The following is a 25,114-nucleotide window of genomic DNA, read 5'->3' as shown; positions in this document are numbered from 1 at the left end:
AGAACTCCCACATTTTCTCTAGAAACTCTCGTGAAATCCGGAGGGTGGATATGCAGACTCGGTTGGCGATGCCTGTCTCTTGGGTATTGATCGACAAGGCCCGTAATCGTTGTCAGCTCAGCTGATCAATCTGCTAAGACAGATACTCTTGGAGAGCGGTAACTGTCTCTTCTGAGACAGCAGATGCTCCAACGTCACTCCGAAAGCCGTGCTTGAGTTCGTCACTCTCTAAAATCTCCAGTCCAGGCTTGAGTTGCTCACGTAGCGCATCTTCATCGCCCCGCTGCAAGCGAGGTGTGACTGTCTTGAGGTCGATTTCTTCTGCAACTGCTAGGACGTCTCGAAAATCTGTTTCGCGGCCCTTCTGACCAGGCCTGTGACGGCCGAGCGGGAGTACCACGATCGCCACGTCGATAATACGGTAGCGAACCCGACTGGAACGACCGGCGGCCGTAGCGAATCTGGGGAGTCGGTGAGACGTTGGTCAATATCCAGTACTACTTTTCAGAAACCATGTATCAATCACACTTCGATAGTAGAGATATTCTCAAACTAACCAACAAAATAGCTAATTATCCGGCTCGTATTGGTTAGCCCATGAACGACGCCGATCAAGCAATGCGAGCACTGGAGACACTGCAAGACATCGAACCAGACAGCAACCATGTAGAAGTAGTTCACGAAGACGCGGTCATCGCCGTCGAGGCGCTAGTTGAGGTTCTCGATGACAGCCAAGCGCCGAAAAGGAGCAAGACATCGAGGCCCCTGATAGGTGGGATGATGACGAGGATTGGGACAAGGTCCTCGAAATCGCCCGTAAGAAAGCCAATGTCCCGACTGGAAAAGGGACTCTAACGACGAAGCGTATCGATGGGCGAAGTTACTACTACCTGCAGTGGCGAGAGGGCGACCAGATCAAGAGCCAATACGTCGGGCCGGTCGAGCCGGCGTAATTCTACTTGGCTTCCCTAAATAAGACATAAAGCCGATTCTGTGCCTGAAGAGACAAAGAGTCGGAAAGAGTTGCTGGGAACCCCTTCTCAACAGATAGAGCGGCACGGGATTTTGTATAGCGCTATATGATATATAAAATCTCCCAGTGTAGAAATTCGACGTTAGGTGGCTCTAAACTATCGAATTCTGTCGATAAGTCGAATATGCCAAGTGGTCGTGATTACGAGCATAATCACGACCAGTTTTTAGTACCCCGACGCCGTCGGTGAAGCCCGAATGCTGCACTCGATTCAGAACGTTGCTTCACCCGGGGGAGAGCAGCCAAGACCGGGCTCGCAGGAACAGGGAGGTCCGGGTGATGCCTGACCGCGCACTTTCGACATCGCTTGCGGACAGCTTCGAGCGGTACCTCCAGGACAAGGGGAAAGGCCGTGGTGGTGACGGCGGAAACTATCGGCGCAACGCAGCACGCGAACTCGAGCGGTTCGTTGAGTGGACTGCCGGTGACCGCGGTGACGATGACTGGACCGGGGTCGTCCCCAACGACGTTGACCGGGAACCCACCTTCGAAGACCTCGACGAACGCGTCTTCCGTGAATACGCTCGCCATCTCGCTGGTGATCGAGGGCTCAAGCAGAATACCGTACAAACCTATTATCGCTATATCTCTGCGTGGTGTGGCTGGTGCGTCAACGAAGGGTATCTCGAAGCGCACTACGCCCAGCGGGCGAGTGCGATGGCACCACTGCCCGATGACGACGGTCGCAAGCCTGGTGATCAGCAGGCCTGGACGTCTGAGCAGCGTCACGCACTCACCCGCCACGTCGACGAGCGGGCCCGAGACGCTATCGAGACGTACACGACACTTCCGGAGGATACTGAATCTCTCGATAAGCAGCGGGCGCGATACATAGCACTGAAAGCAGCTCGTGACCGTGCGCTCGTGTTCGTGCTCGCGTACACAGCCGTTCGCGTTGGCGAACTGCTCCGAGATCCGAACGATCCGCGCCGGCGCGGGGTTCGCTGGGAGGATATCTCGCTCGAGGATGGAAGTATGGACGTCTACCGGAAGAAACAGCGGTGGGATGCCGCAAGCCTCCCCGACCCCGTGATTTCGCCGCTGCGGAGCTACCGCAAGCTCATTGACCCACCGACTGAGCGCTGGCCAGTGTTCCCGACGTTCGACCAGCGAACGCTCGCAACGCTCGTGCAGGGCGAACTGGCTGACCGAGGGGAACGCCCAGACGCAATCGATGAGCGACGTGACGAGTACGCGCGCGACCTGTTGCTAGCGCTTGAGGAAGACGTGCGACCGCCGTCGATTACAACGGACGGTGCACGATCGATTCTCCAGCGACTCTCAGACGCGGCGGAGATCGACATCGACCATCCGAAACACGACTATCTTGCTCCGCACGGCGGTCGACGGGGGATGGGAGAGGTCCTCGTTAGAGCGTTCGGATATACGGTTGCAGCCCGCTATCTCGACAACTCCGAGGAGATGGTACGAGAGCGATATTCACATATCGAAGCCGGGGAGCTGGGGGATGTTGCGACAGAAGCTCTTGATGAGATCGATTCTGACGTATAAGTGGCGAGCCGAATAGCGATTCTACTTTTCACTCCGCACTCGCCCCGCTTGTTCTGTTCGGTCGTGTCGCGTAGTTTAGGACTGATGATCCCCCCGCTTCTGTTGACGTCAACAGCGACATCACGGAAATGAGGCTGTGGATAGCTATCAGGAGACGTTCTGAAATATGGCGAGTGAGTGCAATGGTATTCCTAGAAACAATCGATTTGGGCCGAATCGTCCAGCTCGTTGAGGATTTCGCAGACTATGCCGAGTATCTCGTGGTTCGAGTCACCGGTATGGGTTCGTATAATCGGTGGGTGCTGAAAGGACCGTCGCGGGGGAAGGTCGTCCGCTACGTCTTCCGCGGAGAGGAACGGGTCGCTGGCGACCACATCTGCTCCGAGCGCGTCGGCGGCGTCCTCGCCCACGTCGCCGATGAGTTCGACGACGTCGGCGACGTCAGCGAGCCCTTCGCATTCGATGGACAGGTCCTCGAAGTCGTGATCCGTAACGATAACGGTGTGCTGTGACATTGGGGAAGGGTGGATGCCCCGAGGTTAAACAATCAGGTCGTACCTATCGTCTCGACCTATAACAGGATATATTTGCTCTTACCTAATGGAATTTCAATCTAGGTTCGCTCCTCTCTGTAATGCGAGCTAGTAACACGGACGCGCTCGTCTCGGAGCGCTCGACGGTATACGCGCCACACGGCGTCGTGGCGACGAGCCAACCCCTTGCGGCCGAAGCGGGGCTCGATACGCTGCGTGCGGGCGGCAACGCCTTCGACGCGGCGGTGGCGACGGCCGCCGCGCTCAGCGTCGTCGAACCGGTGAACACGGGGCTTGGTGGGGATGCCTTCGCGTGTTTTCGAACCGCGGACGGCGAGGTCGGCGGGATGCGAAGCTGTGGGTTCACCCCGGCCGAGGCGACCCGCGACCGAGTTCGCGCGCTCGCAGCCGAGCACCAGGGCGTCTCGCCGGGAGATGCATCGATGCCGTTTCGTGGGCCGCTCGCCGTGACCGTGCCGGGAGCGGCTAAAGGGTGGGAACTGACCGTTTCGGAATTCGGGAAACTGACGCTGGCGGACGTGCTGCAACCCGCGATCGACTACGCGACGGAGGGCTTCCCGGTTACAGAAGTGATCGCCGACGACTGGCAGGTCGCGAGCGACCAGTTCGTTGACGCGAACGGTCGCGAACAGTTCCTCAAGGACGGACGCGCCCCGCGTGCCGGCGAGGAGATGCGGCTCGAAAACCTCAGTCGGTCGCTACAGCGTATCGCTACTCACGGCGCGGAAGCCGTCTACGAGGGCGAAATCGGGCAGGCCATCGCCGAGACGGTCCAGTCCCATGGCGGCCTACTGACGACCGAGGACCTCGCCGCCTTCGAGCCGGAATTGGTCGATCCGGTGAGCACGACCTATCGCGGCGCGGAGGTCTTCGAACTCCCGCCGAACAATCAGGGCCTCATCGCGCTTGAAGCGCTCAATCTCGCCGAGGAAGTCGACGCGGGAAGCCATCGGTACGACGCCGCCGAGCGCGTCCACTACTTCGCTGAAGCGCTCAAGCTCGCCTTCCGGGACGGCCACCACTACATTACCGACCCGACGTTTGAGGAGAGCCCCCCGCTGGCGTCGAAGTCCTACGCGGCGGAGCGAGCTGAACACATCGGCGAGACGGCGCTCACAGACGTGCCGCTCGGCGTCCCCCGAGCCGAACATGCCGATACGGTCTTACTCACCGCCGCGGACGCCGCGGGAAACGTCGTGACGTTCATCAACTCTCGCTACAAGCAATTCGGCAGCGGCATCGTCGCCGGCGACACAGGAATCGCGCTCCAGAACCGCGGGGGCTCTTTCTCGCTCTCGTCCGACAACCCGAACCGTATCGAGCCGCGGAAGCGACCGTTCCACACCCTCATCCCCGCGATCACACGACTCGGCGACGATGACTGGCTCGGCTTCGGCGTCATGGGCGGGTTCATGCAGCCACAGGGCCACCTCCAACTGCTCTCGAATATCCTGGATTACGACCACTCGCTGCAGACCGCCGTTGAACAGCCCCGATGGCGATATAAGGCCAACGGCCGCCTCGCGGTCGAAGAGGGACTCGCCGGCCGAGTCGGCTCGAAGCTCTCTAGGCGAGGACATGATATTGAGGTCCTCCCGTTCGGCGCGTTCGGTGGCGGTCAACTAGCCCGATACGACGATGGGACGCTCTCGGCGGCGACCGATCCGCGAAAGGATGGGAACGCCGTCGGATTCTGAGAGATGGTGAAAAAATCACCGGTAGAAAACTGCTTTTATATCTCGAATAGGAAGGTCAGTTACATGACGAGCCAGCTGAACAGACGTAGCTTCGCCCGTCGCATCGCCGTCGTTTCGAGTGTCGGACTCCTCGCCGGCTGTGGCGGGTCAAGCGACGGATCGAGCGGCGGTTCGAACGGCGACGGCAGCGGCGACTCCGGCGGGGCAGCACAGACGACACCGGCTGGAAGCGAGGTTTCTGAGTACCTCAGCAACTCGGCGAACTTCGACGGGGACCTCGTAGTGAAAGCGTCCTCGGACGCCGTCTCGGTCAAAGTCGGGGCTGAGGGTAACGGAGGGGCCTACGCCTACGCTCCGGTCGCGATCGAGATCTCGTCCGGGACGACCGTCATGTGGGAGTGGACTGGCGAAGGAAACGCTCACAACGTCGTCTCACAGGGCGATGGCCCGCTCGATTCCGGATCGCCGGTCGCCGAGTCAGGCACTACCTACGAACATACTTTCGAAGATAGTGGGACGCACCTCTACTACTGTACGCCGCACAAGTCCATGGGGATGAAAGGCGCAGTCGTCGTCAGGTGACGACCGGAATTGCACGCCGTTCAACCGCAGTGAACATCTGTCGACAGTATTGAGAGATCGAGTGTATTCTTTTAACGTTTGTGTAGGATTTACTGACGTGACGGACAGTTCCCGATAACAGACGTACGTTAGTTATTATAAGCGTGTGTTTCTTGGATGGGATCGGTGTCAGTCTCGCCTCTCCGTTCGGCACAGCCCTACCCGAGCGGCGCGTAATCGGCGCGTGTTCACTCGCATCTAACGGCGCCGGAACGTATCTGGACCGATGACTGGCACAGGGTCAGAAGATATAATGTCCGTACATGTGTTATCTTACTCGAAGTCGAGTATATATAAAATCGGCAGTAGAGACGTGTATTCAGCTGTATCTGATGTTTATCTCCAGTTCGTTCACCGCGCCGAGCAGGAGCTTCGGCAACTCCGATTCCAGCTTCTCTCCCGTGAGCCGGTTCGCCGGTCCCGAGATGACTAGCGCACCGTAGACACCGTGCGCGTCCTTCTTTATCGGCGTGCTGACCGCGTGTAGGCCCAAAACGGACTCCTCGCGGTTATAGGCGTATCCCCGTTCGCGGATGCGTTCAATCTCAGCGAACAGCGTCTCCTCGTCCGTGATGGTGTGTTCCGTCGCCGCCGGGAGGCCGTGTTTGGCCACGATCTCGCGGATTCGGTCGTCGGTTAGACACGACAGCATCGCTTTCCCGCCCGCGATCTGGTGGAGGTGGGCGCGCTCACCGATACGGACGGGCGGCTCGATGTGGTGTTCGCCTCTGGCCCCGCAGACGTAGTACGCCATCCCGTTCTCTTCGACCTGCGCCCAGACGCGTTCGCCGGTTTCCTCGGCAAGTTGCTCGGCCTTCGCACACATCGCTTCGTACTCGTACTGGTTTCTGACGGGGATACCATGTCGGAGGAATTCGAGACCGAGGCGATACCGGCCCTCGTTGTTGACGACGAACCCTCGGCCTTCGAGCGTCGCCAGATGCGCGTGTACGGCTCCCTTCGAGAGGTCCGTCGCCTGGGCCAGCTCGGTGACGCCGGCCGTCGAGCGCTCGTGGAGCGCCTCGATCAGGTCGAGTAAGCGTTCGTCCGAGAGAATCGTTTTCGTCTCGTTTCCGTGTGTCATACCTCTTCATACCCTCCCCTGGGATATATATCTTGTTCACTATCATCAAACAACGCGACGGCCGGCCAGACGAGGATATGACGGTGCTACGGTCGTTTCTCTCCGTTGAACTCGATCGTCAGCGGGGGAAAAAGACCAGAAACAGAACGCCGTGCCTCAGTCGCTGCTCGGGAACAGCGCGTCCTTCACGCCGTGTTTGATCGCCTCCCGTTTGAGGTACTGTATCCCCTCGGAGATGGGGATGTCCTTCGGGCAGACGTTCGAGCAGTTCCCCTGGGTGTGACAGCCCCAGACCCCGTCTTGCTCCTGAAGCCGTTCGAGTCGCTCCTCGGTCTTGTCGTCCCGGGAGTCCTCGATCAGCGTCAGCGCCTTGTTGATGGCTGCCGGGCCGAGATACGTCTCCCCGGCGACGCTACAGCCGGAGAAACAGGCTCCACAGCCGATGCAATCCGTCCGCGGCGCGATGCGCTGTCGCTCCGTTGAGTCGGGGTCGATTACCGCCGTGTCCGTCGTTTCGTCGAGCGATTCGGACTCGAACGAGGGGTCGATCTCGACGAACTTCTCGAAGAAGTCGTCCATGTCGACGGTGAGGTCCTTGATGACCGGTAAATTGTACAGCGGGCGAACGCGGATGTCGTCGGGATCGTCGAGGTCGGAGACCGCGGTCTGACACGCGAGGCGCGCCTCGCCGTTGATCTCCATCCCGCAGCTCCCGCAGACGCCCTGCCGGCATGAGAACCGAAAGGAGAGGTTCTCCTTTTGCTCCTCCTGAATGTGAAACAGCGTGTCCAGCACCGAGGTGGCCTCCGATACAGGCACCTCGTAGTTTTCGAACGTCGGTTCGTCGTCTATCTCGGGGTCGTACCGGTGAACGGTTACGTTGCTCGTGGTCATCGTCGAGTCGTGTGATAGATCGCGTTCAGTCGTCGCCCTGTACTGCGTCGGTGTTCGGAATGGTCGGCTCGACCTCTAACTCGGAGGGGTGAATCCGCGTAAAGCGGACGTCTTCGCGTGACGTCTCCATACCGTCGTCGCCCTGTTGGACGTAGACGTTCGCCAGCCAGTTCTCGTCGTCGGGTTCGGGGAAGTCGTTGCGGTAGTGCGCACCGCGGCTCTCCTCGCGGAAGAGCGCGCTGCGGGCGACCATCTCGGCGGCGATAATGAGATTCCGAACGTCCATAACCTCGTTCCACGTCAGGTTGTATCGCTTGCTCCCCGGGACCGAGACCCGCTCCAGCCGTTCCTTGTACGATTCGATGCGATCGAGGCTCTCCTCCAGCTCCGACTCCTCGCGGACGACGCCGACGCACTCCCACATCGTCATCTCGAGGTCCTCTCTGAGTTCGTAGATGTCCTCGCCTTCCTCCCGCTCTAGGGGCGCGGTGACCCGGTCGATGATGTCTGTCACCTGTGAGTGTGAGATATCGCCGATCTCGTGGTCGTGGAACTCCTCGGCCATCGCCTCGCCGGCGCACTTCCCGAGGACGGTCGAGTCGACGACGCCGTTTCCGCCCAGGCGGTTCGCCCCGTGTGCGCCGCCGGCGTCCTCGCCGGCGACGAACAACCGCGGGACGTCGCTGTGACACTGCTCGTCGATGACGGCCCCGCCCATGTGGTAGTGCGACGTCGGCGAGACTTCGACGCGGGTGTTCGAGAGGTCCTGTCCGACGTTTCGCGTCCGCTCGGTCATGCCCGGGAACTTCTCCTCGACGACGTCCGCACCGAGGTGGGTCGCGTCGAGCCAGACGCCGCCGTTCTCGGTCCCGCGGCCCGCCATGATCTCCTTGTAGCTCGCGATGGAGACCACGTCACGGCAGGACCGCTCCATCGTCTCGGGCGCGTACTCGCGCAGGAAGCGCTCGTCCTCGCCGTTGTAGAGGTGCGCGCCCTCGCCCCGGATGCCCTCCTCGATGACGCCGCCCGTGAGCTTCGTATCCCCGGCGAGGAGACCGGTCGGGTGGAACTGCATCATCTCCATGTCTTGGAACCGGGCACCGCGCCGGTAGGCCATCGCCTGCCCGTCGGCCGACTTCTCCAGAGCGGGCGTCGAGATATTGTACATCGTTGCGCCGGCACCGGTCGCCAAGAGGGTCATCCGCGACGCCATCGCGATGAACTCGCCTCTCCGCATGTCCAACAACAGCGATCCGGCCGCGCCGGCTCCGGACTCGTCGGTCAGAATGTCGATGGCTCGCGTCTCTTCGAGAAACTCGACGTCGCGGGTGAGCAACTCGTCGCGCAGTTTGGTCATGATCTCGATGCCGGTGAGGTCGCCCTTGTGGACCGTCCTGTCGAAGGACTGCCCGGCGAAGGGTTTCTGGTGGATGTGGCCGTCCTCGTCGCGGTCGAAGAAGACGCCGAGTTCGTTCTCCAGTTTGCGGATTATCTTCGGCGCGCCCTCGACGAGTTCGCGGGCGATCTCCTGGTCGTTGAGGAACTTCCCGCCCTTGATCGTGTCTTCGTAGTGGCGGTCGATAGAGTCCTCGGGATGTAACACGGCGTTGTACCCACCCTGTACCATGCGCGTACAGCCGCTCTTACCGGCCAGTTTCTTCACGACGACCGTGATGTCGGTGTCGTCGGGGGTGTTATCGTCCGCGTACAGCGCCGCGAACATGCCAGCGCCCCCGGCACCGACGATCAGGATATCTGTCTCTCGCTCCTCGTACGCTGCCATGGCCGGAGTTACGTTCCTGCCCACTTTAGTCTATTGGGTAGTGTGAACAAGGGGGACGGGTTCGTGTTCGGTTCGTGACCCACTTTTATATACCAATACCCCGAACTCCGGATGTGTATGACAGGAGATGACAGTATCTCGCGGGAGCGATTAGAGGCGTCACCCGGAGAGATATACACGGAGACCATCGAAGAGCCGGTCTACGAGTTCAAACGCGAACACTACTTCGACCACCTCGTCGAGACGAACAAAGCGTGGGTCCTGATGCTCGTCGAGACCGACCTCGTCCCCGAGTCAGAGGGCGCGACGCTCCTCGAAGCACTCGAAGACCTACAAGAAGAAGGCTCTGAAGCCCTCGGGGAGTACAACCCGGACTACGAGTACTTCTACTCCCATATGGAGCAGGTGCTGATAGAGGAGACAACCGAGGAGATCGCGGGCAACATCAACATCGGCCGGACCCGGCCGGAACCGCTCGCCCGCATGGAGACGCGCGAGCGTCTCATCACCGTCCTCGACCAGCTGAACGACCTCCGGGAAACGTTACTGGATATCGCTCAGCGCGAGGTCGAGACCGTCATGCCTCAGTGGACGCACTACCAGCACGCCCAGATCTCCACCGTTGGCCACTACATCCTCGCCATCACGAGCGCGCTCGAACGGGACTTCGACCGACTGTACGATTCCTACGATACCGTCAACGAGTGTACCCTCGGCTGTGGGGCGCTGGCCGGTGCGTCATATCCACTAGATCGCGAGCTGGTCGCCGAACTGCTCGGTTTCGACGGGTTCAAGAACAACACCATCGACTGCGTGGCCGGCGGCGACCACCACATGGAACCGGCCTCCGCGATGGCGAACATGATGACGACGCTCAGCCGCTTCTGCCAGGACGTCTACACGTGGCACACGCGCGAGTTCGGCTTCGCCGAGATCGGCGACGAGTACGCCGGGTCCAGCAGCATGATGCCACAGAAGAAGAACCCCTACCCCTTCGAGTACGTCCGCGCCCGGTCGGGCCACGTCACCGCGAAGGCCACCTCGGTCCAAGAGACGCTCCACAACACGAACTACCAAGACATCAAGGACGTCGAGGAGGACGCGGTCTACCCCCTCTTCGAGGCGTTCGACGAGACGAGTCGGTCGCTCCGGCTCCTGAACGGGACTATCGAGTCGACCACCTTCGACGCGGAGGCGATGATGCGAGAGGCCGAAGACGGGTTCGCCTCCTGTACCGAACTCGCCTCGCGGATCCACCGGAACACGGACCTCTCTTATCGGACCGCTCACCGCATCGTCGGCGACATGGTGCTCCGGGCGATCAACAGTGACATGACCGCCTCCGACGTCGGCAGCGACCTCGTCAACGAGTCCGCAGAAGAGATAGTCGGCGAGCGACTGGATATCGACGACGAGTTCGTCCAGGCGGCGCTCGACCCGGAGGCGTTTGTCGAAGTCCACGACGGGCCGGGCGGTCCCGCACCGAAAGAGGTGCGCCGACGGATTCAGGACCAGCGCGCGACCGTCGACGAACACCGCGTCCGGGTCAATGACCTCCGCGAGAGCCTCGACGCGGCCGAAGAGATGCGCTCAGAGCGCCTCGAAGAGCTCACGCAGTAGCGATATCGCCCTGACCGCTCATCACCGTTTTCGATCGTTCGGCTCTCAGTCGCGGAAGTGTCGGACGTAGACGAGAACGACGAACGTAATCGCGAAGACGCCGAGTCCGACTCGGAGTTCCGCGAGGACGTTCGGGATGATCTCTCCCCCCTCCAGCATGGTGATCACGAACGTGGTCAGCCCGCCGAGCATCGCCGCTTCGAGCAACGACAGCCACGCGTGAATCAGGCTGTCCGGAAACGGTGAGTCCGACCAGTCGCTACCGGACAGCTCGGCCTCTTCTTCCATTGCATCCGTTGACATGCGTGGTAGCACGTGATACGGGGACAAATAGCTTGCCCACAGCGACGAGGGGCTGTGACGGCGCTACAGCGACAATCCGTTCATCAGCAACCGGACGCCGATGATTGCGAGGAAGACCTTGATCGTCTGTTCGAAGCGTCTGTCCGGAATATAGTCCCGGAACCGAACGCCGAGGACGACACCGATCCAGATGGGAATCGTCAGAAGCACCCCGATGACGAGTCCACGGACCCCGAGCAATCTGTCGCTTGCGAGGATTCCGATACGGAGGAGGTGTGCAACGAGGAAGAGCGAGGAGACGCCGGCGACGAACTCGGTGTTTTCCTCTGCGACCTGAATGTAGGTGTGGACTACGAGGGGCGGTCCCGGGACGCCGATGACACCGCCGAGCAGTCCCGCGAAGAGACCGCTGCCGACGCTCAGACCGGTCTTCTCCGCGTAGGCGACGAGCTTGTCCTGGCTTATCGCGAGGAACAGCGCGATGTAGGCGGCCAGCAGGAGATACAGCACCTGCGAGGAGATGATGCTCAGGAGGATGACACCCAGGACGAGACCGACGAACAGCGCGCCGATGAACGGGACCTGCTGTCTGAGAAAGCGGGACGGGACGCCTTCCTCTTTCAGGACGATCACGTTCGACAGCAAGAACGGGACCGAGAGGATGATCGTCACTTCCTTCGCCGGGAAGACCTGGACGAGTCCGGCGACGACGACCAGTCCGACGGCGAACCCGACGGTTCCCTTCACGAAACCGCCGAGGAGGAGGACGGCGAGTCCGTACGCGATGGTCTGCGGTGAGAAATTGCTCACTCCGGCCAGTGGGGCAGCCATATTGGCCGGACTACAAGAGAGGTGAGTAAAAAGATTCCGTACGAATACTGACAGGCGCGGCGACGCTCGCGTGTCAGAGTCGAACTGCGCCCGGGAACGGCACTCGAAACGGTCGGTTCGTACTCCCCTGCCACGAAGGGTTCAGAGAGTGACGCCAACCGGCCGCTCGCACTAACCGCTACCCAAAATTATTTAATCGAATCTCGTAGACGTATGAACGAGCCATGGTAGAAAGGCACGTAGCAATCGTAGAGCCGAGCGACAACGTCGCGACGGTACTGCGAGACATGCAAGGCGGAGAATCGATCGAACTGAACATCGACGGCGAGACGAAGACCATCGAGATAGCGGAGGACATCGGCTTCGGACACAAGTTCGCCATCCAGCCGATTCCGAACGGTGAGACCATCACGAAGTACGGCAAGAGCATCGGTAACGCGACAGAAGATATCGAACCCGGTGACCGGGTTCACGTCCACAACGTCGAGTCGAATTACGGTCGCGGCGACCTCGCCGACGACGACCAAGCGAAGGTAGTGAGTGAGTAAGACAATGAACGACAACCAATTCCTCGGATACGAACGCGACGACGGCAGCGTCGGCATTCGCAACCACACGGTCATCGTCTCGACGGCACCCTACGCCAACGATACGGTCAAGCGGGCAGCGGACATCGTCGAAGACGCCATTCCGATCACCCACCCGCTCGGGCGCTGTCAGACCAAACCCGACGTCTTCCAGACCTATCGCACCCTGCTGGGGTACGCAACGCATCCCAACACCTACGGCGCGGTCGTCGTCGCCCACGCCGGCGAAATCGTCGACGGCGACGAACTCGCAGAAGACATCGCTGAAACGGGCCGACCGAGCGACTCGGTCAACATTCACCGAGAGAAAGGCGTCATGAACGCCCTGAAGCGGACAGTCAACTCCGCCCAGGAGATCGCACAGGACGCCAGCGCCCAGAAGCGCGTCCCCTCGGACATGTCGAACCTGACCTTCGGCATCAACTGCGCCACTTCGGACACGACCAGCGGGCTCTGCCAGCACAAGGCGACGGCCAACGCCGTCTGGCGACTCATCGACGAGCACGGCGGGCGCGGTTGCTTCGCCGAGACGCCCGAGTTCTTCGGCGGTGAGAACGAACTCGCCGAGCGCGCGGTCAACGACGAAGTAAAACAGGAGATCCTCGAACGCGTCGGGCACTGGGACGAACGGCTTCAGGCTACGGGTTACGACGTCCGCGGCGCACAGCCTACCCCGGACAACATGGACGGCGGACTCACCACTATCGAGGAGAAATCGCTCGGTGCGCTCGTCAAGTCCGGCGACGGCCCCATCCAAGATATCATCGACTACGGCGCGAAGATTCCCCGCGATTCGGGGATGTACATCATGGATACGCCCGGCCACGGTGCCGAATCCGTAACAGGGATCGGCGCGGGCGGCGCGCACTTCATGGTCATCTCGACGGGACAGGGCCACACGCTCTCGAACGCGGTGATGCCGACGATCAAGATCACCGGGAATCCCGGAAGCGCCGAACGCGTCCCCGAGGAGACCGACGTCGACGTCAGCGAAGCCCTGGTCGGCGACGAGTCCTTCGAGTGGGCGACCGACCAGCTCTGGGACGAGATCGTCGACGTGGTGAACGGCAAGGTCACCCTGAGCGAGGCGCTGGGCGAGAGCCAGTTCGCCATCCACCGCATCGGTCCCTCGACGTAAGATGGAACTCGATCGGTCACGTGTGGTTTCGGTCGCCGCCGACGCCTTTCGCGCCCATGGTATCAGCGACGCCGACGCCGAACAGACGGCGCAAGTGCTGGTGAGCGCGGACGCCCGCGGCAAGCACTCCCACGGCCTGTTGCGACTGCCGCGGTTCGTCCGCGGCATCGAACACGGCAACGTCGATCCCGCGGGCGAGATCGAAGTCGTCGCCGAGCGCGGCGGCGCGGCGACGCTCAGCGGCGGGTCCCGTCTGGGCCCGGTCGTGGCGTCGGCGGCAACGGGTGAGGTGATGGACCGCGCCGACGAGTTCGGCGTCGGTGCGGTGGGCGTCAACGACTCGAACCACCTCGGGATGCTGGGGTACTACACGGATCAACTCCAGCGCGAGGGCTACGTCGGCATCGCGATGACGAACACGGAGCCGGCGATGCCGCCCTACGGCGGCGTTGAACCCGTATTGGGAACGAACCCGATCGCCATCGGGCTGCCGACCGACCCCGTCTTCAACCTCGACATGTCCACCTCGGCTATCGCCCGCGGGACCGTCCTCGAAAAGCGGGAGGCGGGCGAATCGATTCCCGAGGGGGTCGCGTTGGACGCCGAGGGCGAACCGACGACGGACCCCGAAGCCGCGTTGGAGGGCACCATCCTGCCGTTCGGCGGGCCGAAAGGCTCGGGGTTGGCGATCGCCGTCGAAGTGCTGGCCGGCGGGCTGGTCGGCGCGGCGATGGGCGAGGACGTGACCGGCACGTATCACACGGAAGACCCCTGTACGAAGGGCGACCTCTTCCTCGCTATCGACCCCGCAGTGCTGGGTTCACGAGGCGCTGTCGATCGAATGTCGGCGTTCCTGCGCGCACTCAAGCAGACAGAGACGAACGCGACGGTCGAGGAAATCCGGCTTCCGGGCGAACATTCCGTCAGCCGCGACCGCACGCGAGAGCGTATCGACGTCCCCGCCGACCTCTGGGAACAGGTGAGAGAGCTACGCGAGTAGGCCGCCCTCTACTTTGACTTCCCACAGACGGTCACCGGAACGTCCGTTCCGAAGATGACCGACTGGGTGACGCTGCCGAAGATCGCCTTGCCTGCGGGCGACGTGTTCTTCCCGCCGATGTGGATGTTATCGACGTCTCTGGCCCTCGCGATGCGGGTTATCTCCGAGGATGGCTCCCCGCTGGCGAACTCCAGTTCGACGGTCGCCGACGACGCTTCGAGCGCCTCCGCCGTCTCCTGGACGCTGACGGGAATCTGGTGATCGAACGCCTCGTCGTCGTACCCGCTCGCCAGCTGGTGGATCGAGACGCGCTGTGAGATCTGGGCGTTTCTGAACACGTGAACGAGCGTGATCTCGCACCGGTCGACGGCATCGATGAGTCGCCCGACGGCGTCTACGAGGTGGTCCGCGGTCTCTCGGTCGTCGTCTACGGCGAGTAGTATGCTGTACATCGTTTGCTGTTGTGACGAGAATAGCTATTAAAGGGTAGGGTAGTTCCGGCCTTCGGACGATCGCTCGCGATATATTCGAAAGAATACGACTCGAATAATCTTCTGCGAGGGCCGTGATAACCGATAATATTATTATTATTGTTCGTGTGTGTCACGGTGTGTCGTGTCATGACAGGAAGAAAGCAATCGGTAGATAGGGTATCGCGCCGTCGAGTACTGAAGATAACCGGAGCGGCAGGAATCGCGGGGTTAGCGGGTTGTACGGAAGACAGCACTGGCGATGGCGGCGATGGTGGCGGCGGGACGAGCGGCGGCGACGGCGGGTCGGGGAACGGAACTCAGTCGGGCGACGGCGGTGGCGGTAGCAGCGGTCAGATCCTGCTGGAGACGGCAGGCGGGTCCCCCGGCGGGACCGGCTACGCCATCATGAACGCGATGTTGTCGGGTGCCTCCGCCGAGTATCCGAAACTGACGTACAACATCCTCCCCGGCGGCTGGGTGGGGAACAACACGCGGCTCCAAAACCAGGAGATCGACCTCGGGCACACGACGCTCGCCGCGGGCACGCTCGCGAAGAACGTCGACGGCCCCTATTCCGATCAGGACTGGGAGCAGCCGCCGAGCAATCTCCGGAGCGTCCTCGCAGACCAGAGCGAGCTGTTCTTCTTCGTGGTCGCACAGGCTGATTTCCCGTACGACACGCTGACGGCGGCCGCGGAAGACGACTACGCCATCAACGTGACGAACCAACCGAAGGGGACCTTCGGCGGCTACCTGTGGGACACCGTCCTGGAGAACCTGAACTACTCTCAGAGTGCGATACAGGAACTCGGCGGGTCCTACCGCCGGGTCGGCTGGAACGACGCCGCACAGCTGTTCTCCGACGGACAGGTCGACGCCATCCTCGCCGTCGGCGGCCGCGACCTCGGCTGGCTCAACAACATCGCGTCGGGTTCGGAAGTGAAGTACCTCGACTGGAAAGAGGAGTTCCGGACGCAGATCAAAGAGCAGTACGGCGTCCTGAAAGCCGACCTCGAAGGCGTCTTCCCCCAGCAGCAGGAGCCGCTCAAATGCATGCAGGACAGCGGTCTCATCAACACGCACAAGGGCGTCTCCGAGGAGGCCGTCTACACGGTGACGAAGGGCGTCATGGCGAGAGCAGACCAGATTCAGCAGTCGACCGGGCTGCTCAGCCCGTTCGAGGTCGGGAGCGATATGACCAACCCGTGTCCGTTCGAGATCCACCCCGGCGCCGCGAAAGCCTACAAGGAAGAGGGTGTCGGGGACTTCTGAAAGCGGACTTCTCTCGCTGTCCGATTATTTTCTCGCCGAGAGACCAGTTGCGCCGGCTGACGGAGAACGCTGTCGGCTCTCGCCGTCGAACGCGACCGTCAGCAAGGCGGTGTGAAGACCCGAAAACTGGATCGGCCGATTCGACCGCTTCGAAGCGAGATCGAGTCGGCTTAGCTGTAGTCTGTTCCACCGCGCTCGACGGACTGCTCGTCGAAGCGGTCCTGGTGTTTCAGCTCGCGCCGATAGAGCAACAGCCCGACCGCGGAGATCGACAGCAGCGGCCAGAGGTACGTCTGCATCTGGACGCTCGTGACCGTGTTGGCGACGACGTAAGTGAGGAGGACGCCGAGAAACAACAACCCGAACCCGACCCAGCTCGTCGTCGAGACGTTCTCGTAGCCGACTTCACGGAGCGTGAGAGCGATGGGGAGCAGGCTGAAGATGACGACGAACAGTATCTTCATCGGGACCAGCTCGATGATGTTGACCATGCACATGGATGGCCGTTACGCCACCATAAATCTACTGCCGCGTGTGGACACGTGGCACGACCTGCCTTGTTCCACCCTGCGACGGGGCGTGTCAGCGACGCCGTTCTCACAGCGAGACCTGTAGACTGCAGACATAATGACAGGTCTCTTAGCAAAACCTATATTATACTAACGTTGGATGTGGAAGTATACCATGGGAAAAGAGAGCACGAAGGTGTACCGCCGGGAAGTCTCCAATATCGGGTCGTGGCGGGAGTTCTCCGTCCCGCACGTCGCGTTTGCGCTCCATCGAGTGACGGGGTGGCTGTTGCTCGGCTGGGTCGGCTATCACCTCGTCGCCCCGATGCTCACCGGTGCCTCGACGAGCGTGCAACCCCCCTCGGGCAAGCTGTTCACGGTCGCGGTGCTGAGCGTCCTCTTCTTCCACGGCATCAACGGACTCCGGCTACTCGTCGTCGAATCCTCCAGTCGGGGTGTGGACCACATCGAGCAACTGTTCAAGGGAACCGTCGTTGCCACCGGTCTCACGGCCGTACTGACGTGGGTGATCATATGAGCGGTGCAACAGCTACCCGGTCGCCCGCGACGGTGGGATACGCGCCCTGGATACTCCACCGCGCGACCGCGGTCTTGCTCGTGCTTCTCTTAGCGGTCCACGTCGCCGTGCAGGTCTTCGGACTTACGGCGCTCTACGGGCTGGGGATCTATCAACCGCTGCTCGACCTGACGCTCGTCGCCGTGTTCACGCACGGGTTCCTCGGGCTCAGGGCGACGTTGCTCGAGACCACGTGGAACCGGGGGGCGAAACGACTCGTAATCTGGGCGCTCGGCGTCGCTTTCGCCGCGATCGTCCTCGTCCGAATCATCGGCTGACCGAACGGAGCTATCCATGACAACGACAACGCAATCGACGACCGACGACGCACTATCCGGCAAACTACGCACGAGCGGCCAGTTCGCTATCTCGCTGCTGGCGATCGTTACGTCGCTGTTTCACCTCTATACGGGCGCGTTCGGTATCTTCGGATCGCTCGTCCAGCGCTCCGCACACGTCTATCTCCTAGCTGCGCTCACCTTCGCGATCGTCCCGTTCATGGGACGGCACGAGATCAGATATCGGCTCATCGATCTCGTCCTGATAGCGCTCTCGCTGAGCGGGATGGCCTACGTCATCACGAACTACAATCGGATGCTGAACAAGACGGCGTACGTGACCGCGCCGGCCCAGCTCGACTTCGTCTACACGGTCATCTCGATCGTCCTCGTCATCGAGGCCACGCGGCGGATCGTCGGCCGACTGCTCGCGGCCATCGTGACGATGATTCTGGTCGGCGGGTTCTTCTCGAACATGCTCCCCGCGCCGTTCACCAGCCCGGCCGTCCCGACCTCGAACTGGGTCGACGGCCTGTTCGTCACGACGAACGGCCTCTGGGGTATCCCGACACGCGTCTCCGCGACGTTCATCTTCCTGTTCGTGGTCATGGCGGCGTTCCTCGAAGTGACCGGCGCGGGCCGATTCCTGCTCGACTTCGCGAAGGCGTTGGTCGGTCGACGGCAGGGCGGCGCGGCGAAGATCGCCGTCGTCGCCAGCACGCTCTTCGGCAGCCTCTCGGGGAGCGCGGCGGCGAACGTCTACGGGACCGGCATCTTCACCATCCCGACGATGAAGAAGTTCGGCTACAAGAACTCCTTCGCCGGGGCAACCGAAGTCGCCGCCTCGTGTGGCGGCCAGATCATGCCGCCCATCATGGGTGCCGGGGCGTTCATCATGGCGCAGTTCCTCGGCATCGACTACATCGTCATCGCCCTCGCGGCGGTGATACCAGCGGCGTTGTACTACCTCTCGGTCTACTTCTCCGTCCACGCGGAGACCATAAATCAGGGGATTCAGCCGATCCCCGAAGCGGAGATCCAGACGCCGACGGAGGTGCTGAAATCACAGCCCGGCTACGCCGCCTCTTTCTTCGTCACCATCGTCGTCCTCTTCTACATGCTCTTCGAGGGCTACACCATCTACCGCGCCGTCTTCTTCAGCGTCATCGTCCTGATGTTCGTCGCCGCGCTGCAGCCCCAGTCTCGGGTCGGCGTCGACGAACTGGCGATCGCGCTGGACAAGGGCGCTCGCAACGCGACCCAGATCGCGATGGCGACGGCGTGTGCCTCTATCGTCCTCGGAACGCTCAACACCTCCGGACTGGGCGTCATCTTCGGGCAGTGGGTCGTCGCGCTGGCCGGCGGCGTCGTCATCCTGCTGTTGGTGCTGGTCGCCGCCTTCTCCATCGTCCTCGGGTTCGGGATGCCCACCACCGCGGCCTACATCCTCGCGGCCGCGCTGCTCGGCCCCGCGCTCGTCGCCGTGGACATGGGCGGCCTGAAAGCGCAGTTCTTCATTTTCACCTTCGCGGTGTACTCGACGATCACCCCGCCCGTCGCGCTCGCCGCCTTCGCCGCGGGACAGGTCGCGGACGCCGACCCGATCACGGTCGCGCTCAAGGCGATGAAGATGGTCCTGCCGACGTTCATCATCCCGTTGCGGTACGTCTACCGTCCGGCCATCCTGCTGCAGATGCCGGTGACCGACATCGTCATCGACACGCTGGCGCTCGGCCTGGCCGTCATCCTCATCCAGATCGGCCTGTGGGGCTGGCCGGTCGAGAACAAGGTCGCACGCGGGTTCGCCATTCTCAGTTCGCTCCTGTTGATGGTCCCGCCGCAGGTCATGCCGGTCGGTCTGCCCATGCTCATCCTCGTCGGTCTCCTCTGTGCCGGGCTGATGGTGCTGACCGAAGCCTACGACCGAGACAGAGCGCTCCCCCGACTCAACCTGAACTAGTCGGTCTCGACTTCGATCCGTTTCTCGGTCGCTCTCGAGCCAATTCCGCTCTCGTCCGACGGCCTCAAGACAGCGCTCTCGCACCGAGCGAGCGACCTTGTGCAGTAAATTAAAGTATTTCCGTCTCAATTGTGCGAGCAACGGTATCATGAAAGTCCAGCAGACTCTCCCCACCACGAGTAGCGTTAGCACTGTCCATCGCTGGTGGCACGAATTAGAACGAGGCTGGCAAGCGACCATCCTCGGTCTCGCCCTCTGTCTCGCCGCGCTCGTGCTGGTGTGAGATGGGTGACGGGCCTCGGTCGACGCGGACGCTCCTCCCTGGACTCCTCTTACTGGTGAGTCTCGGCGTCGCCGCGAAACTCTCCGCGTCGTTTCTCGGGTGGGGAACGCCGCTCATCTTCGCCGTGCTGTTCGGTGCGCTCCTCAGCAACACCTACGGGCTCCCAGAGTCGCTGGAACCGGGCGTCGACGCGTACAAACTCCTCTTAGAAGTCGGCATCGTCCTGTTGGGGGCCAGCATCTCATTGAGCGATGTCATCGACGCCGGACCGCGGATCCTCGGTCTGACCGTCGCAGTCGTCGCGTTCGGAATTCTCGTAGTCGAGTTCCTCGCTCGCTACGTTTTCGGTCTCACTGGGCGAACCCCGGCGCTGCTGGCGACCGGATCGAGTATCTGCGGCGTCTCCGCGGTCCTCGCCGTCGCAGGGACTATCGACGCATCGGAGAACGACATCGCGTACGCCACCGCGACGATCCTCGTCTTCGACGCGCTCACGCTGGTCGCGTTCCCCATAGCGGGGAGCGTCTTGGATATGTCCTCAGTATCGTTCGGGATCTGGTCCGGACTTAGCATGTTCAGCACCGGCCCGGTTGCCGCCGCAGGCTTCGCTTACAGCCAGACCGCTGGCGAGTGGGCGACGCTGACGAAGCTCACGCGGAACTCACTTATCGGACTAGTTGTCCTCGCGTACTCGTTTTCCTACTCGCTCAACAGCGACGAACGGGCGTCTCCGCGGATGTTCTGGGAACAGTTCCCGAAGTTTCTCGTCGGTTTCTTCCTCGTCGCCGCCATCGCTAATCTGCCCGGTATCTCGACGGGATTTGTAGACACCGTCGGGATGGCCTCGGACTGGCTGTTCGTCTTCGCCTTCGTCGGACTGGGCTGTGGGATCCAGACCAAGAACCTCCGACAAACCGGTGTCCGGCCGTTTCTGACAGTGTTGTTCTATCTTCTTATTATCAGTACTGTGAGTCTCTTCGCTATACGAGTGATATTTTGATGGCTTAATAATGGCCCCTCGAATCAAAAGGGGGCTCAGGTTTATTCTATTTCTACTATCTTTTCCACCTATGTAATATATAATATAATTCGAATATAGTTTAAATCTATAATAATTTAGTTAGAGCGATATCGAACTACTCGTCAACTTCCGTTCGCCAATTTAACTTCTCGCAGTGACATCCCATTTCGAATCTTCGAATGACCCATCTATATGCCTAATATCAACTAAGAATTGCCAATTATAGACACAAATCTCCATTTATAAACATATACGTCTATTTTTGATAGTACTACCTATGATATATTAATATAATGTCTGTATGTGTGTGCGTCTGTAGAATAAGAGAGTAAGATTAGGAGCAACAAATAGAGATTCAGCGAACGACTAGAGGAATCTTCCCTTTTAAGTAATTTAACGAAGAGAATAAGACGAGAAGGGTTGTCAAAGTAAACGTGAACCCTCTACTTGGTGGTGTCCTCTTTAGGGATACGTTCAGTACGAGTGAGATGCGGAATATTTTCCACGAAGAGGCTTTCATCACGAAATTCCTGGAAGTAGAGGCTGCACTAGCGAGAGCGGAAGCGAAACACGGGATAGTCCCAGCTGACTGCGCTGAGGCGATCACCGAGAAAGCGTCACTCAACCATCTCGATCTCGAACAGGTTGCAGCCAATGTTGCGGAAATCGGTCTGTTTTCGATGAGTATAATCGAAGCGTGGAAAGAGGACCTTGGAGCCGCGGGCGAGTACGTTCATTGGGGGGCCTCGACACAAGATATCTCTGATACTATCATAGTTCTACAACTGCAGGAAGCTTACGAGTGCATCATACGCGATGCCCTATCCATTCGTGACCAGTTGGTTGAGTTGGCTGGAACCTACCGTGACGTACCGATGGTCGGTCGAACCCAATTTATGAACGGTCCACCAATTACATTCGGTCACAAGGCAGCGACGTGGGTGGATGAAATAGATCGGCATATCTGTCGACTGGATAACCTTGCCGAACGGCTATTTGTCGTTCATCTCTCTGGTGCGAGCGGTACGCTTTCTGCGATCGAAGATAACGGGGTTCAGATAGTGGACTCGTTTGCCGACGAGCTGGGGTTGAACGCGCCACGAACCAGCTGGACAGCTACCCGAGACCGATTTGCGGAACTGCTGAACGTGTTCGCGATGATCGCTGGCCTACTAAGCAGAATGTCGCGAGAGATACTCTTTCTCAACCGGCCAGAAATCGATGAGCTTGACGAAACAATTCCCGGAAATACGTTAGGAAGCAGTACGAACCCGCATAAACAAAATCCCGTGTTCTCGCAGTTGAATGTGGGGCTGGCACGACTTGTGCGATCACACGCAGATACGATGAACGAACTAATGGAACCGATGGGCGATCGTGATCGCTCAGCTTGGTACGCTGAGTTTGCTATCATTCCGACGTCCTGCTGCTATCTCGGTCGGATGCTCAAAAATACGAAAGAGAATCTTAGCGGACTCGAGATTCACCAAGATACGATGGAGCAGAATCTTCAAGAAGCGGGCTCACTGGTGATGTCCGAAGCGATCATGATTGCGCTGGCAGAACATGTCGGCCGCCAGACTGCGCACAGTGTGGTTCACGATAATGCGATGCAAGCGATTGAGACAGGACGAGATCTCCGAGACTGTCTACTAGCGGACGACCGTGTCACTGAACATCTTTCTGAGAACCGAATCGAGTCGCTCACGGACCCTACAGCGTATACTGGTCTCTCGGAGGTACTCGTCGACTCAGTCCTTGAGTCACTCAACTCTCGATCATCGAACTCGTGAATCGTTTTGAGGTTCACCTCCAGAAATCTGACTTACTTTAGCGGAGAAATTTAGACCGTCTCTGATGTCACTTGACCCAATCTGTCCCTATCCTTATGTGTCAATAGGCGCTTCAATTAGACATGTACGACGAAATCCTAGTTCCGACAGATGGAAGCAGCGGGATGGAGCAGGTCACAGAGCAGGCACTTGGTATTGTGGAGAGATCTGGAGGGCGGGTGCACTCACTCTATGTTGTGGACGAGCGGGCATATATGTCAGTCCCTGACGATGCACGAGACCAAGTGAACTCGGCATTGGAAAACGACGGGTATGATGCCACGCGGGCAGTTGCAGAACAGGTTACCGAGGCGGAGTGTGAGGCTGTCCAAGAAGTGCGGTGGGGCGACCCCGCCGTTGTCATCATTACCTACGCGATGGAGAACGATATCGATCTCATTGTGATGGGGACTCGCGGGAAGACCGGGTTTGAACGCTATCTACTCGGAAGTGTGGCAGAGAAAGTAGTCCGCCTCTCACCGATCCCCGTTCTGACCGTGCATATCGGCGACCAAGAGGCACTGACGGAGGAAATTGAGGAACTGATTGGTCTTGATCGGTGATGCTCTACTGTTCCAAGATCGTCCGGGAGTTCGTAGTCCAGCCAAAGCTGATAGGGGGACTGCAGGCCTCTCATATTACTAACTGTGGATTCCATCTCCAGAATACTGGGGGATTACGAAGAGAGACACACCCCTCGTGCAGAGTGTATTCATCGTAAGTTACCCACGACTTCAGTCGTGGGCTTTCCCCCGCGGGGGGTTTCGGCCCACACTTCTTCCGCCGTCGAGGGCGGGTTGTACAACAGAAGGTCGGGCACACGGAAGGAGTTCCTGCGTGGTTTTCCGACCTGTGGTCTGCGTCCGAATCTGCTTCACACCGCTTTAATCATCGGTGGACTCCCACCACTTCATGGTCGGGGAATCCGACCAGAGAGGCGCTGTGTCATCCGTTCGCGATTTCAAGGCGTATCTACGGAGGCCCCTCCACGGACGACACATTTGGCCGACCGGGAGTGTATCACAGATATGGGCGTGTTAACATTTAACTCCTCGGGTGGCGAAACCGGCCGTGCCATCGGTGGTGGATTGCGGGGGACAGTCGGACTCCTCCCACGACTGAAGTCGTGGGCTTCCTCCTTGAATCTCTGTGAACTACCTCGGGGCTTGAGCCCCGCGGCACTCGGCCTGCTCCGCTTGTAGATTGGCTTTGACTCTCGTACAGAGAGGGGCCATTCCCAGCGCAGTACTCTGTTGAGCCACACCAGAGATTCAAAGGATCGGTCTCTGTGGCGAAGGGAAGGCACACACCCCTCGTCCAGAGTGTAACTGATGTAGCGACGGGATTGGAGAAAACTAACTGGATAACAGCAAAGTAGCCTATGAACTTGATGTAGATACCATCTCAATAATATGCAGATTACACTCTGCTGCTACCTAGAAGATTTATTAGCTATCTTCACCAACAATCCTCCAAGTGCATTCAGCATACAGAAGAACGAATACGCCATTCGTTCGACTCAAGCGAAACTTACTCTCACTTTTCAGATAACTGACATCCTGGTATCTGCTGGTATCGCTCTTCTGTTTGTCTTTTTCGGCATTTTCATGTTCAGTCCACCCCTCTTTCATGTGGACTGCCCCGCCTACTCTGCCTCGGTTTTCACTCTGGACGAGGGGTGTGTGGGTCCCCAGTTCGTCAGGTGGGTTGGGTTGTTTCTCTAGGCTGATTTCGTGTTCGTCGACTACGAAGAAGTCATAGTTTGGACCGCTAACAGCGGAACCAAGGGGTGGGATGGTGCTTTGTTCGTGATTTGTAGTTCGTTCAAGCTGGATCGACCGGACCCACGTATTGGCTCCTGATGATCTCACCGTCTCGCCACTGGAGATAGTAGTAGTCACGGTCGTCGATCGTCTTCGTTGTGAGCGTTCCCTTGGTCGGCGGCAGTGCCGCTTTCTCACGCGCCGCTTGGAGTTGGTCTGTCCACTCATCCTCGTCCCAGTCGTCCGGGGTCTTGACGTCGGTCGGCCGGTCGTCCGTGGTTGCTGTGTTGAGGTCATCGAGAAGGGATTCGAGGTGATCGGCTGTCTGGTCGTAGGTCGTGGCCGCTGACTCGTCCAACGACGCTCTGTCTACCTTCTGGAGTTCTGCAAGTGCCGCCTCGGCATGGGAACGGTTGCTCATTTGCTAACCAACAGTGGTCGAGATTCACTTAGGATTGTTGGTTAGCTACCGTCGCTCCACTCGAAAGG

The 25,114-nt window shown here is 59.9% G+C and carries 25 protein-coding genes and 1 pseudogene; 16 read left to right on the top strand and 10 right to left on the bottom strand.

The annotated features are described in order from the left end of the window. Positions 1 to 133: 133 nt before the first annotated feature. Positions 134 to 421: pseudogene (locus GO488_RS20155) on the bottom strand (hypothetical protein); the annotation flags it as partial. Between the two features lie 176 nt (positions 422 to 597). Here GO488_RS20155 and GO488_RS18985 point away from each other — a divergent pair. The 3 genes from GO488_RS18985 (at position 598) to GO488_RS18980 (ending at position 2,545) form a co-directional block, all read left to right on the top strand. Then, complete coding sequence (locus tag GO488_RS18985; RefSeq protein ID WP_162319414.1) at positions 598 to 855, top strand: hypothetical protein; 258 nt, start codon at positions 598 to 600, stop codon at positions 853 to 855. Further along, positions 810 to 953, top strand: a complete 144-nt coding sequence (locus tag GO488_RS20310; RefSeq protein WP_479682648.1) for a DUF6788 family protein — start codon at positions 810 to 812, stop codon at positions 951 to 953. The genes GO488_RS18985 and GO488_RS20310 overlap by 46 nt, the downstream gene beginning before the upstream one ends. Before the next feature lie 359 nt (positions 954 to 1,312). Continuing rightward, complete coding sequence (locus GO488_RS18980) at positions 1,313 to 2,545, top strand: phage integrase SAM-like domain-containing protein (RefSeq protein WP_162319413.1); 1,233 nt, start codon at positions 1,313 to 1,315, stop codon at positions 2,543 to 2,545. 191 nt (positions 2,546 to 2,736) lie between these two features. Here GO488_RS18980 and GO488_RS18975 read toward each other — a convergent pair whose 3' ends face one another. Then, positions 2,737 to 3,060 (bottom strand): hypothetical protein, encoded by a 324-nt coding sequence (locus GO488_RS18975; protein WP_162319412.1) that lies wholly within the window; start codon positions 3,058 to 3,060, stop codon positions 2,737 to 2,739. A 119-nt stretch (positions 3,061 to 3,179) separates the two neighbouring features. Between GO488_RS18975 and ggt the strand changes: the two genes are divergently transcribed. Together ggt and GO488_RS18965 are read left to right on the top strand one after the other, a co-directional pair. Next, a complete protein-coding gene (gene ggt / locus GO488_RS18970; protein WP_162319411.1) occupies positions 3,180 to 4,796 on the top strand; it encodes a gamma-glutamyltransferase in 1,617 nt (538 codons plus the stop codon). 63 nt (positions 4,797 to 4,859) lie between these two features. Beyond that, complete coding sequence (locus GO488_RS18965) at positions 4,860 to 5,378, top strand: halocyanin domain-containing protein (RefSeq protein ID WP_162319410.1); 519 nt, start codon at positions 4,860 to 4,862, stop codon at positions 5,376 to 5,378. A 358-nt stretch (positions 5,379 to 5,736) separates the two neighbouring features. Here GO488_RS18965 and GO488_RS18960 read toward each other — a convergent pair whose 3' ends face one another. The 3 genes from GO488_RS18960 to GO488_RS18950 all read right to left on the bottom strand — a co-directional run bounded on the left by GO488_RS18960 (position 5,737) and on the right by GO488_RS18950 (position 9,178). After that, positions 5,737 to 6,501, bottom strand: coding sequence for an IclR family transcriptional regulator (locus tag GO488_RS18960; RefSeq protein WP_162319409.1), 765 nt, complete (start codon positions 6,499 to 6,501; stop codon positions 5,737 to 5,739). Positions 6,502 to 6,657: 156 nt separating this feature from the next. Further along, a complete protein-coding gene (locus tag GO488_RS18955) occupies positions 6,658 to 7,395 on the bottom strand; it encodes a succinate dehydrogenase/fumarate reductase iron-sulfur subunit (protein ID WP_162319408.1) in 738 nt (245 codons plus the stop codon). 25 nt (positions 7,396 to 7,420) lie between these two features. Then, complete coding sequence (locus GO488_RS18950) at positions 7,421 to 9,178, bottom strand: FAD-binding protein (RefSeq protein ID WP_162319407.1); 1,758 nt, start codon at positions 9,176 to 9,178, stop codon at positions 7,421 to 7,423. 117 nt (positions 9,179 to 9,295) lie between these two features. Here GO488_RS18950 and argH point away from each other — a divergent pair, with 117 nt between their 5' ends. Next, the gene (gene argH / locus GO488_RS18945) at positions 9,296 to 10,798 is read left to right on the top strand and encodes an argininosuccinate lyase (RefSeq protein ID WP_162319406.1); all 1,503 of its coding nucleotides are present in this window, start codon (positions 9,296 to 9,298) and stop codon (positions 10,796 to 10,798) included. A gap of 45 nt (positions 10,799 to 10,843) precedes the next feature. Here the strand turns inward: argH and GO488_RS18940 are convergent, their stop codons facing one another. Both GO488_RS18940 and GO488_RS18935 read right to left on the bottom strand, forming a co-directional pair. Continuing rightward, on the bottom strand, positions 10,844 to 11,101 hold the full coding sequence (locus GO488_RS18940) for a hypothetical protein (protein WP_162319405.1): 258 nt from the start codon (positions 11,099 to 11,101) through the stop codon (positions 10,844 to 10,846). Positions 11,102 to 11,164: 63 nt separating this feature from the next. Then, positions 11,165 to 11,932 carry a sulfite exporter TauE/SafE family protein gene (locus tag GO488_RS18935; RefSeq protein WP_162319404.1) on the bottom strand — a complete coding sequence of 256 codons (768 nt, stop codon included), beginning with the start codon at positions 11,930 to 11,932 and terminating at the stop codon, positions 11,165 to 11,167. Positions 11,933 to 12,156: 224 nt separating this feature from the next. Here GO488_RS18935 and GO488_RS18930 point away from each other — a divergent pair, with 224 nt between their 5' ends. The 3 genes from GO488_RS18930 to GO488_RS18920 are packed head-to-tail and all read left to right on the top strand — an operon-like array spanning position 12,157 to position 14,657. Then, positions 12,157 to 12,480 carry a UxaA family hydrolase gene (locus GO488_RS18930; protein WP_162319403.1) on the top strand — a complete coding sequence of 108 codons (324 nt, stop codon included), beginning with the start codon at positions 12,157 to 12,159 and terminating at the stop codon, positions 12,478 to 12,480. 4 nt (positions 12,481 to 12,484) lie between these two features. Continuing rightward, positions 12,485 to 13,657 (top strand): UxaA family hydrolase, encoded by a 1,173-nt coding sequence (locus tag GO488_RS18925; RefSeq protein WP_162319402.1) that lies wholly within the window; start codon positions 12,485 to 12,487, stop codon positions 13,655 to 13,657. 1 nt (position 13,658) lies between these two features. After that, a complete protein-coding gene (locus GO488_RS18920; RefSeq protein ID WP_162319401.1) occupies positions 13,659 to 14,657 on the top strand; it encodes an Ldh family oxidoreductase in 999 nt (332 codons plus the stop codon). 8 nt (positions 14,658 to 14,665) lie between these two features. On the opposite strand, the gene GO488_RS18915 is transcribed toward GO488_RS18920, so the two are convergent. Beyond that, on the bottom strand, positions 14,666 to 15,109 hold the full coding sequence (locus GO488_RS18915) for a universal stress protein (RefSeq protein WP_162319400.1): 444 nt from the start codon (positions 15,107 to 15,109) through the stop codon (positions 14,666 to 14,668). Between the two features lie 168 nt (positions 15,110 to 15,277). On the opposite strand from GO488_RS18915, the gene GO488_RS18910 reads away from it, so the two are divergent. Beyond that, complete coding sequence (locus GO488_RS18910) at positions 15,278 to 16,402, top strand: TAXI family TRAP transporter solute-binding subunit (protein WP_162319399.1); 1,125 nt, start codon at positions 15,278 to 15,280, stop codon at positions 16,400 to 16,402. Positions 16,403 to 16,572: 170 nt separating this feature from the next. On the opposite strand, the gene GO488_RS18905 is transcribed toward GO488_RS18910, so the two are convergent. After that, entirely contained in the window at positions 16,573 to 16,893 is a 321-nt protein-coding gene (locus GO488_RS18905; RefSeq protein ID WP_162319398.1) for a hypothetical protein, read from the bottom strand. Positions 16,894 to 17,086: 193 nt separating this feature from the next. Here GO488_RS18905 and GO488_RS18900 point away from each other — a divergent pair, with 193 nt between their 5' ends. The 6 genes from GO488_RS18900 to GO488_RS18875 all read left to right on the top strand — a co-directional run bounded on the left by GO488_RS18900 (position 17,087) and on the right by GO488_RS18875 (position 23,425). Next, positions 17,087 to 17,449, top strand: coding sequence for a succinate dehydrogenase/fumarate reductase transmembrane subunit (locus tag GO488_RS18900; protein ID WP_162319397.1), 363 nt, complete (start codon positions 17,087 to 17,089; stop codon positions 17,447 to 17,449). After that, positions 17,446 to 17,766, top strand: a complete 321-nt coding sequence (locus GO488_RS18895; RefSeq protein WP_162319396.1) for a hypothetical protein — start codon at positions 17,446 to 17,448, stop codon at positions 17,764 to 17,766. Before GO488_RS18900 ends, GO488_RS18895 begins: the two co-directional genes overlap by 4 nt. Before the next feature lie 16 nt (positions 17,767 to 17,782). Beyond that, entirely contained in the window at positions 17,783 to 19,726 is a 1,944-nt protein-coding gene (locus GO488_RS18890; protein WP_162319395.1) for a TRAP transporter permease, read from the top strand. Positions 19,727 to 20,010: 284 nt separating this feature from the next. Continuing rightward, positions 20,011 to 21,009 carry a YeiH family protein gene (locus GO488_RS18885; protein ID WP_162319394.1) on the top strand — a complete coding sequence of 333 codons (999 nt, stop codon included), beginning with the start codon at positions 20,011 to 20,013 and terminating at the stop codon, positions 21,007 to 21,009. A 455-nt stretch (positions 21,010 to 21,464) separates the two neighbouring features. After that, complete coding sequence (locus GO488_RS18880) at positions 21,465 to 22,823, top strand: class-II fumarase/aspartase family protein (RefSeq protein ID WP_162319393.1); 1,359 nt, start codon at positions 21,465 to 21,467, stop codon at positions 22,821 to 22,823. A gap of 122 nt (positions 22,824 to 22,945) precedes the next feature. Then, positions 22,946 to 23,425: a universal stress protein gene (locus GO488_RS18875; protein ID WP_162319392.1), complete on the top strand. Its 480-nt coding sequence runs from the start codon at positions 22,946 to 22,948 to the stop codon at positions 23,423 to 23,425. Between the two features lie 1,261 nt (positions 23,426 to 24,686). Here GO488_RS18875 and GO488_RS18870 read toward each other — a convergent pair. Further along, positions 24,687 to 25,046, bottom strand: coding sequence for a DUF6788 family protein (locus tag GO488_RS18870; protein ID WP_162319290.1), 360 nt, complete (start codon positions 25,044 to 25,046; stop codon positions 24,687 to 24,689). Positions 25,047 to 25,114 lie beyond the last annotated feature (68 nt).

It is taken from the genome of Haloarcula limicola (assembly GCF_010119205.1).
In the GTDB taxonomy this organism is placed as follows: Archaea; Halobacteriota; Halobacteria; order Halobacteriales; family Haloarculaceae; genus Haloarcula; species Haloarcula limicola.
The sequence above is the reverse complement of the archived record's forward strand: the minus strand, read 5'-3'. Positions and strand labels throughout refer to the sequence as shown.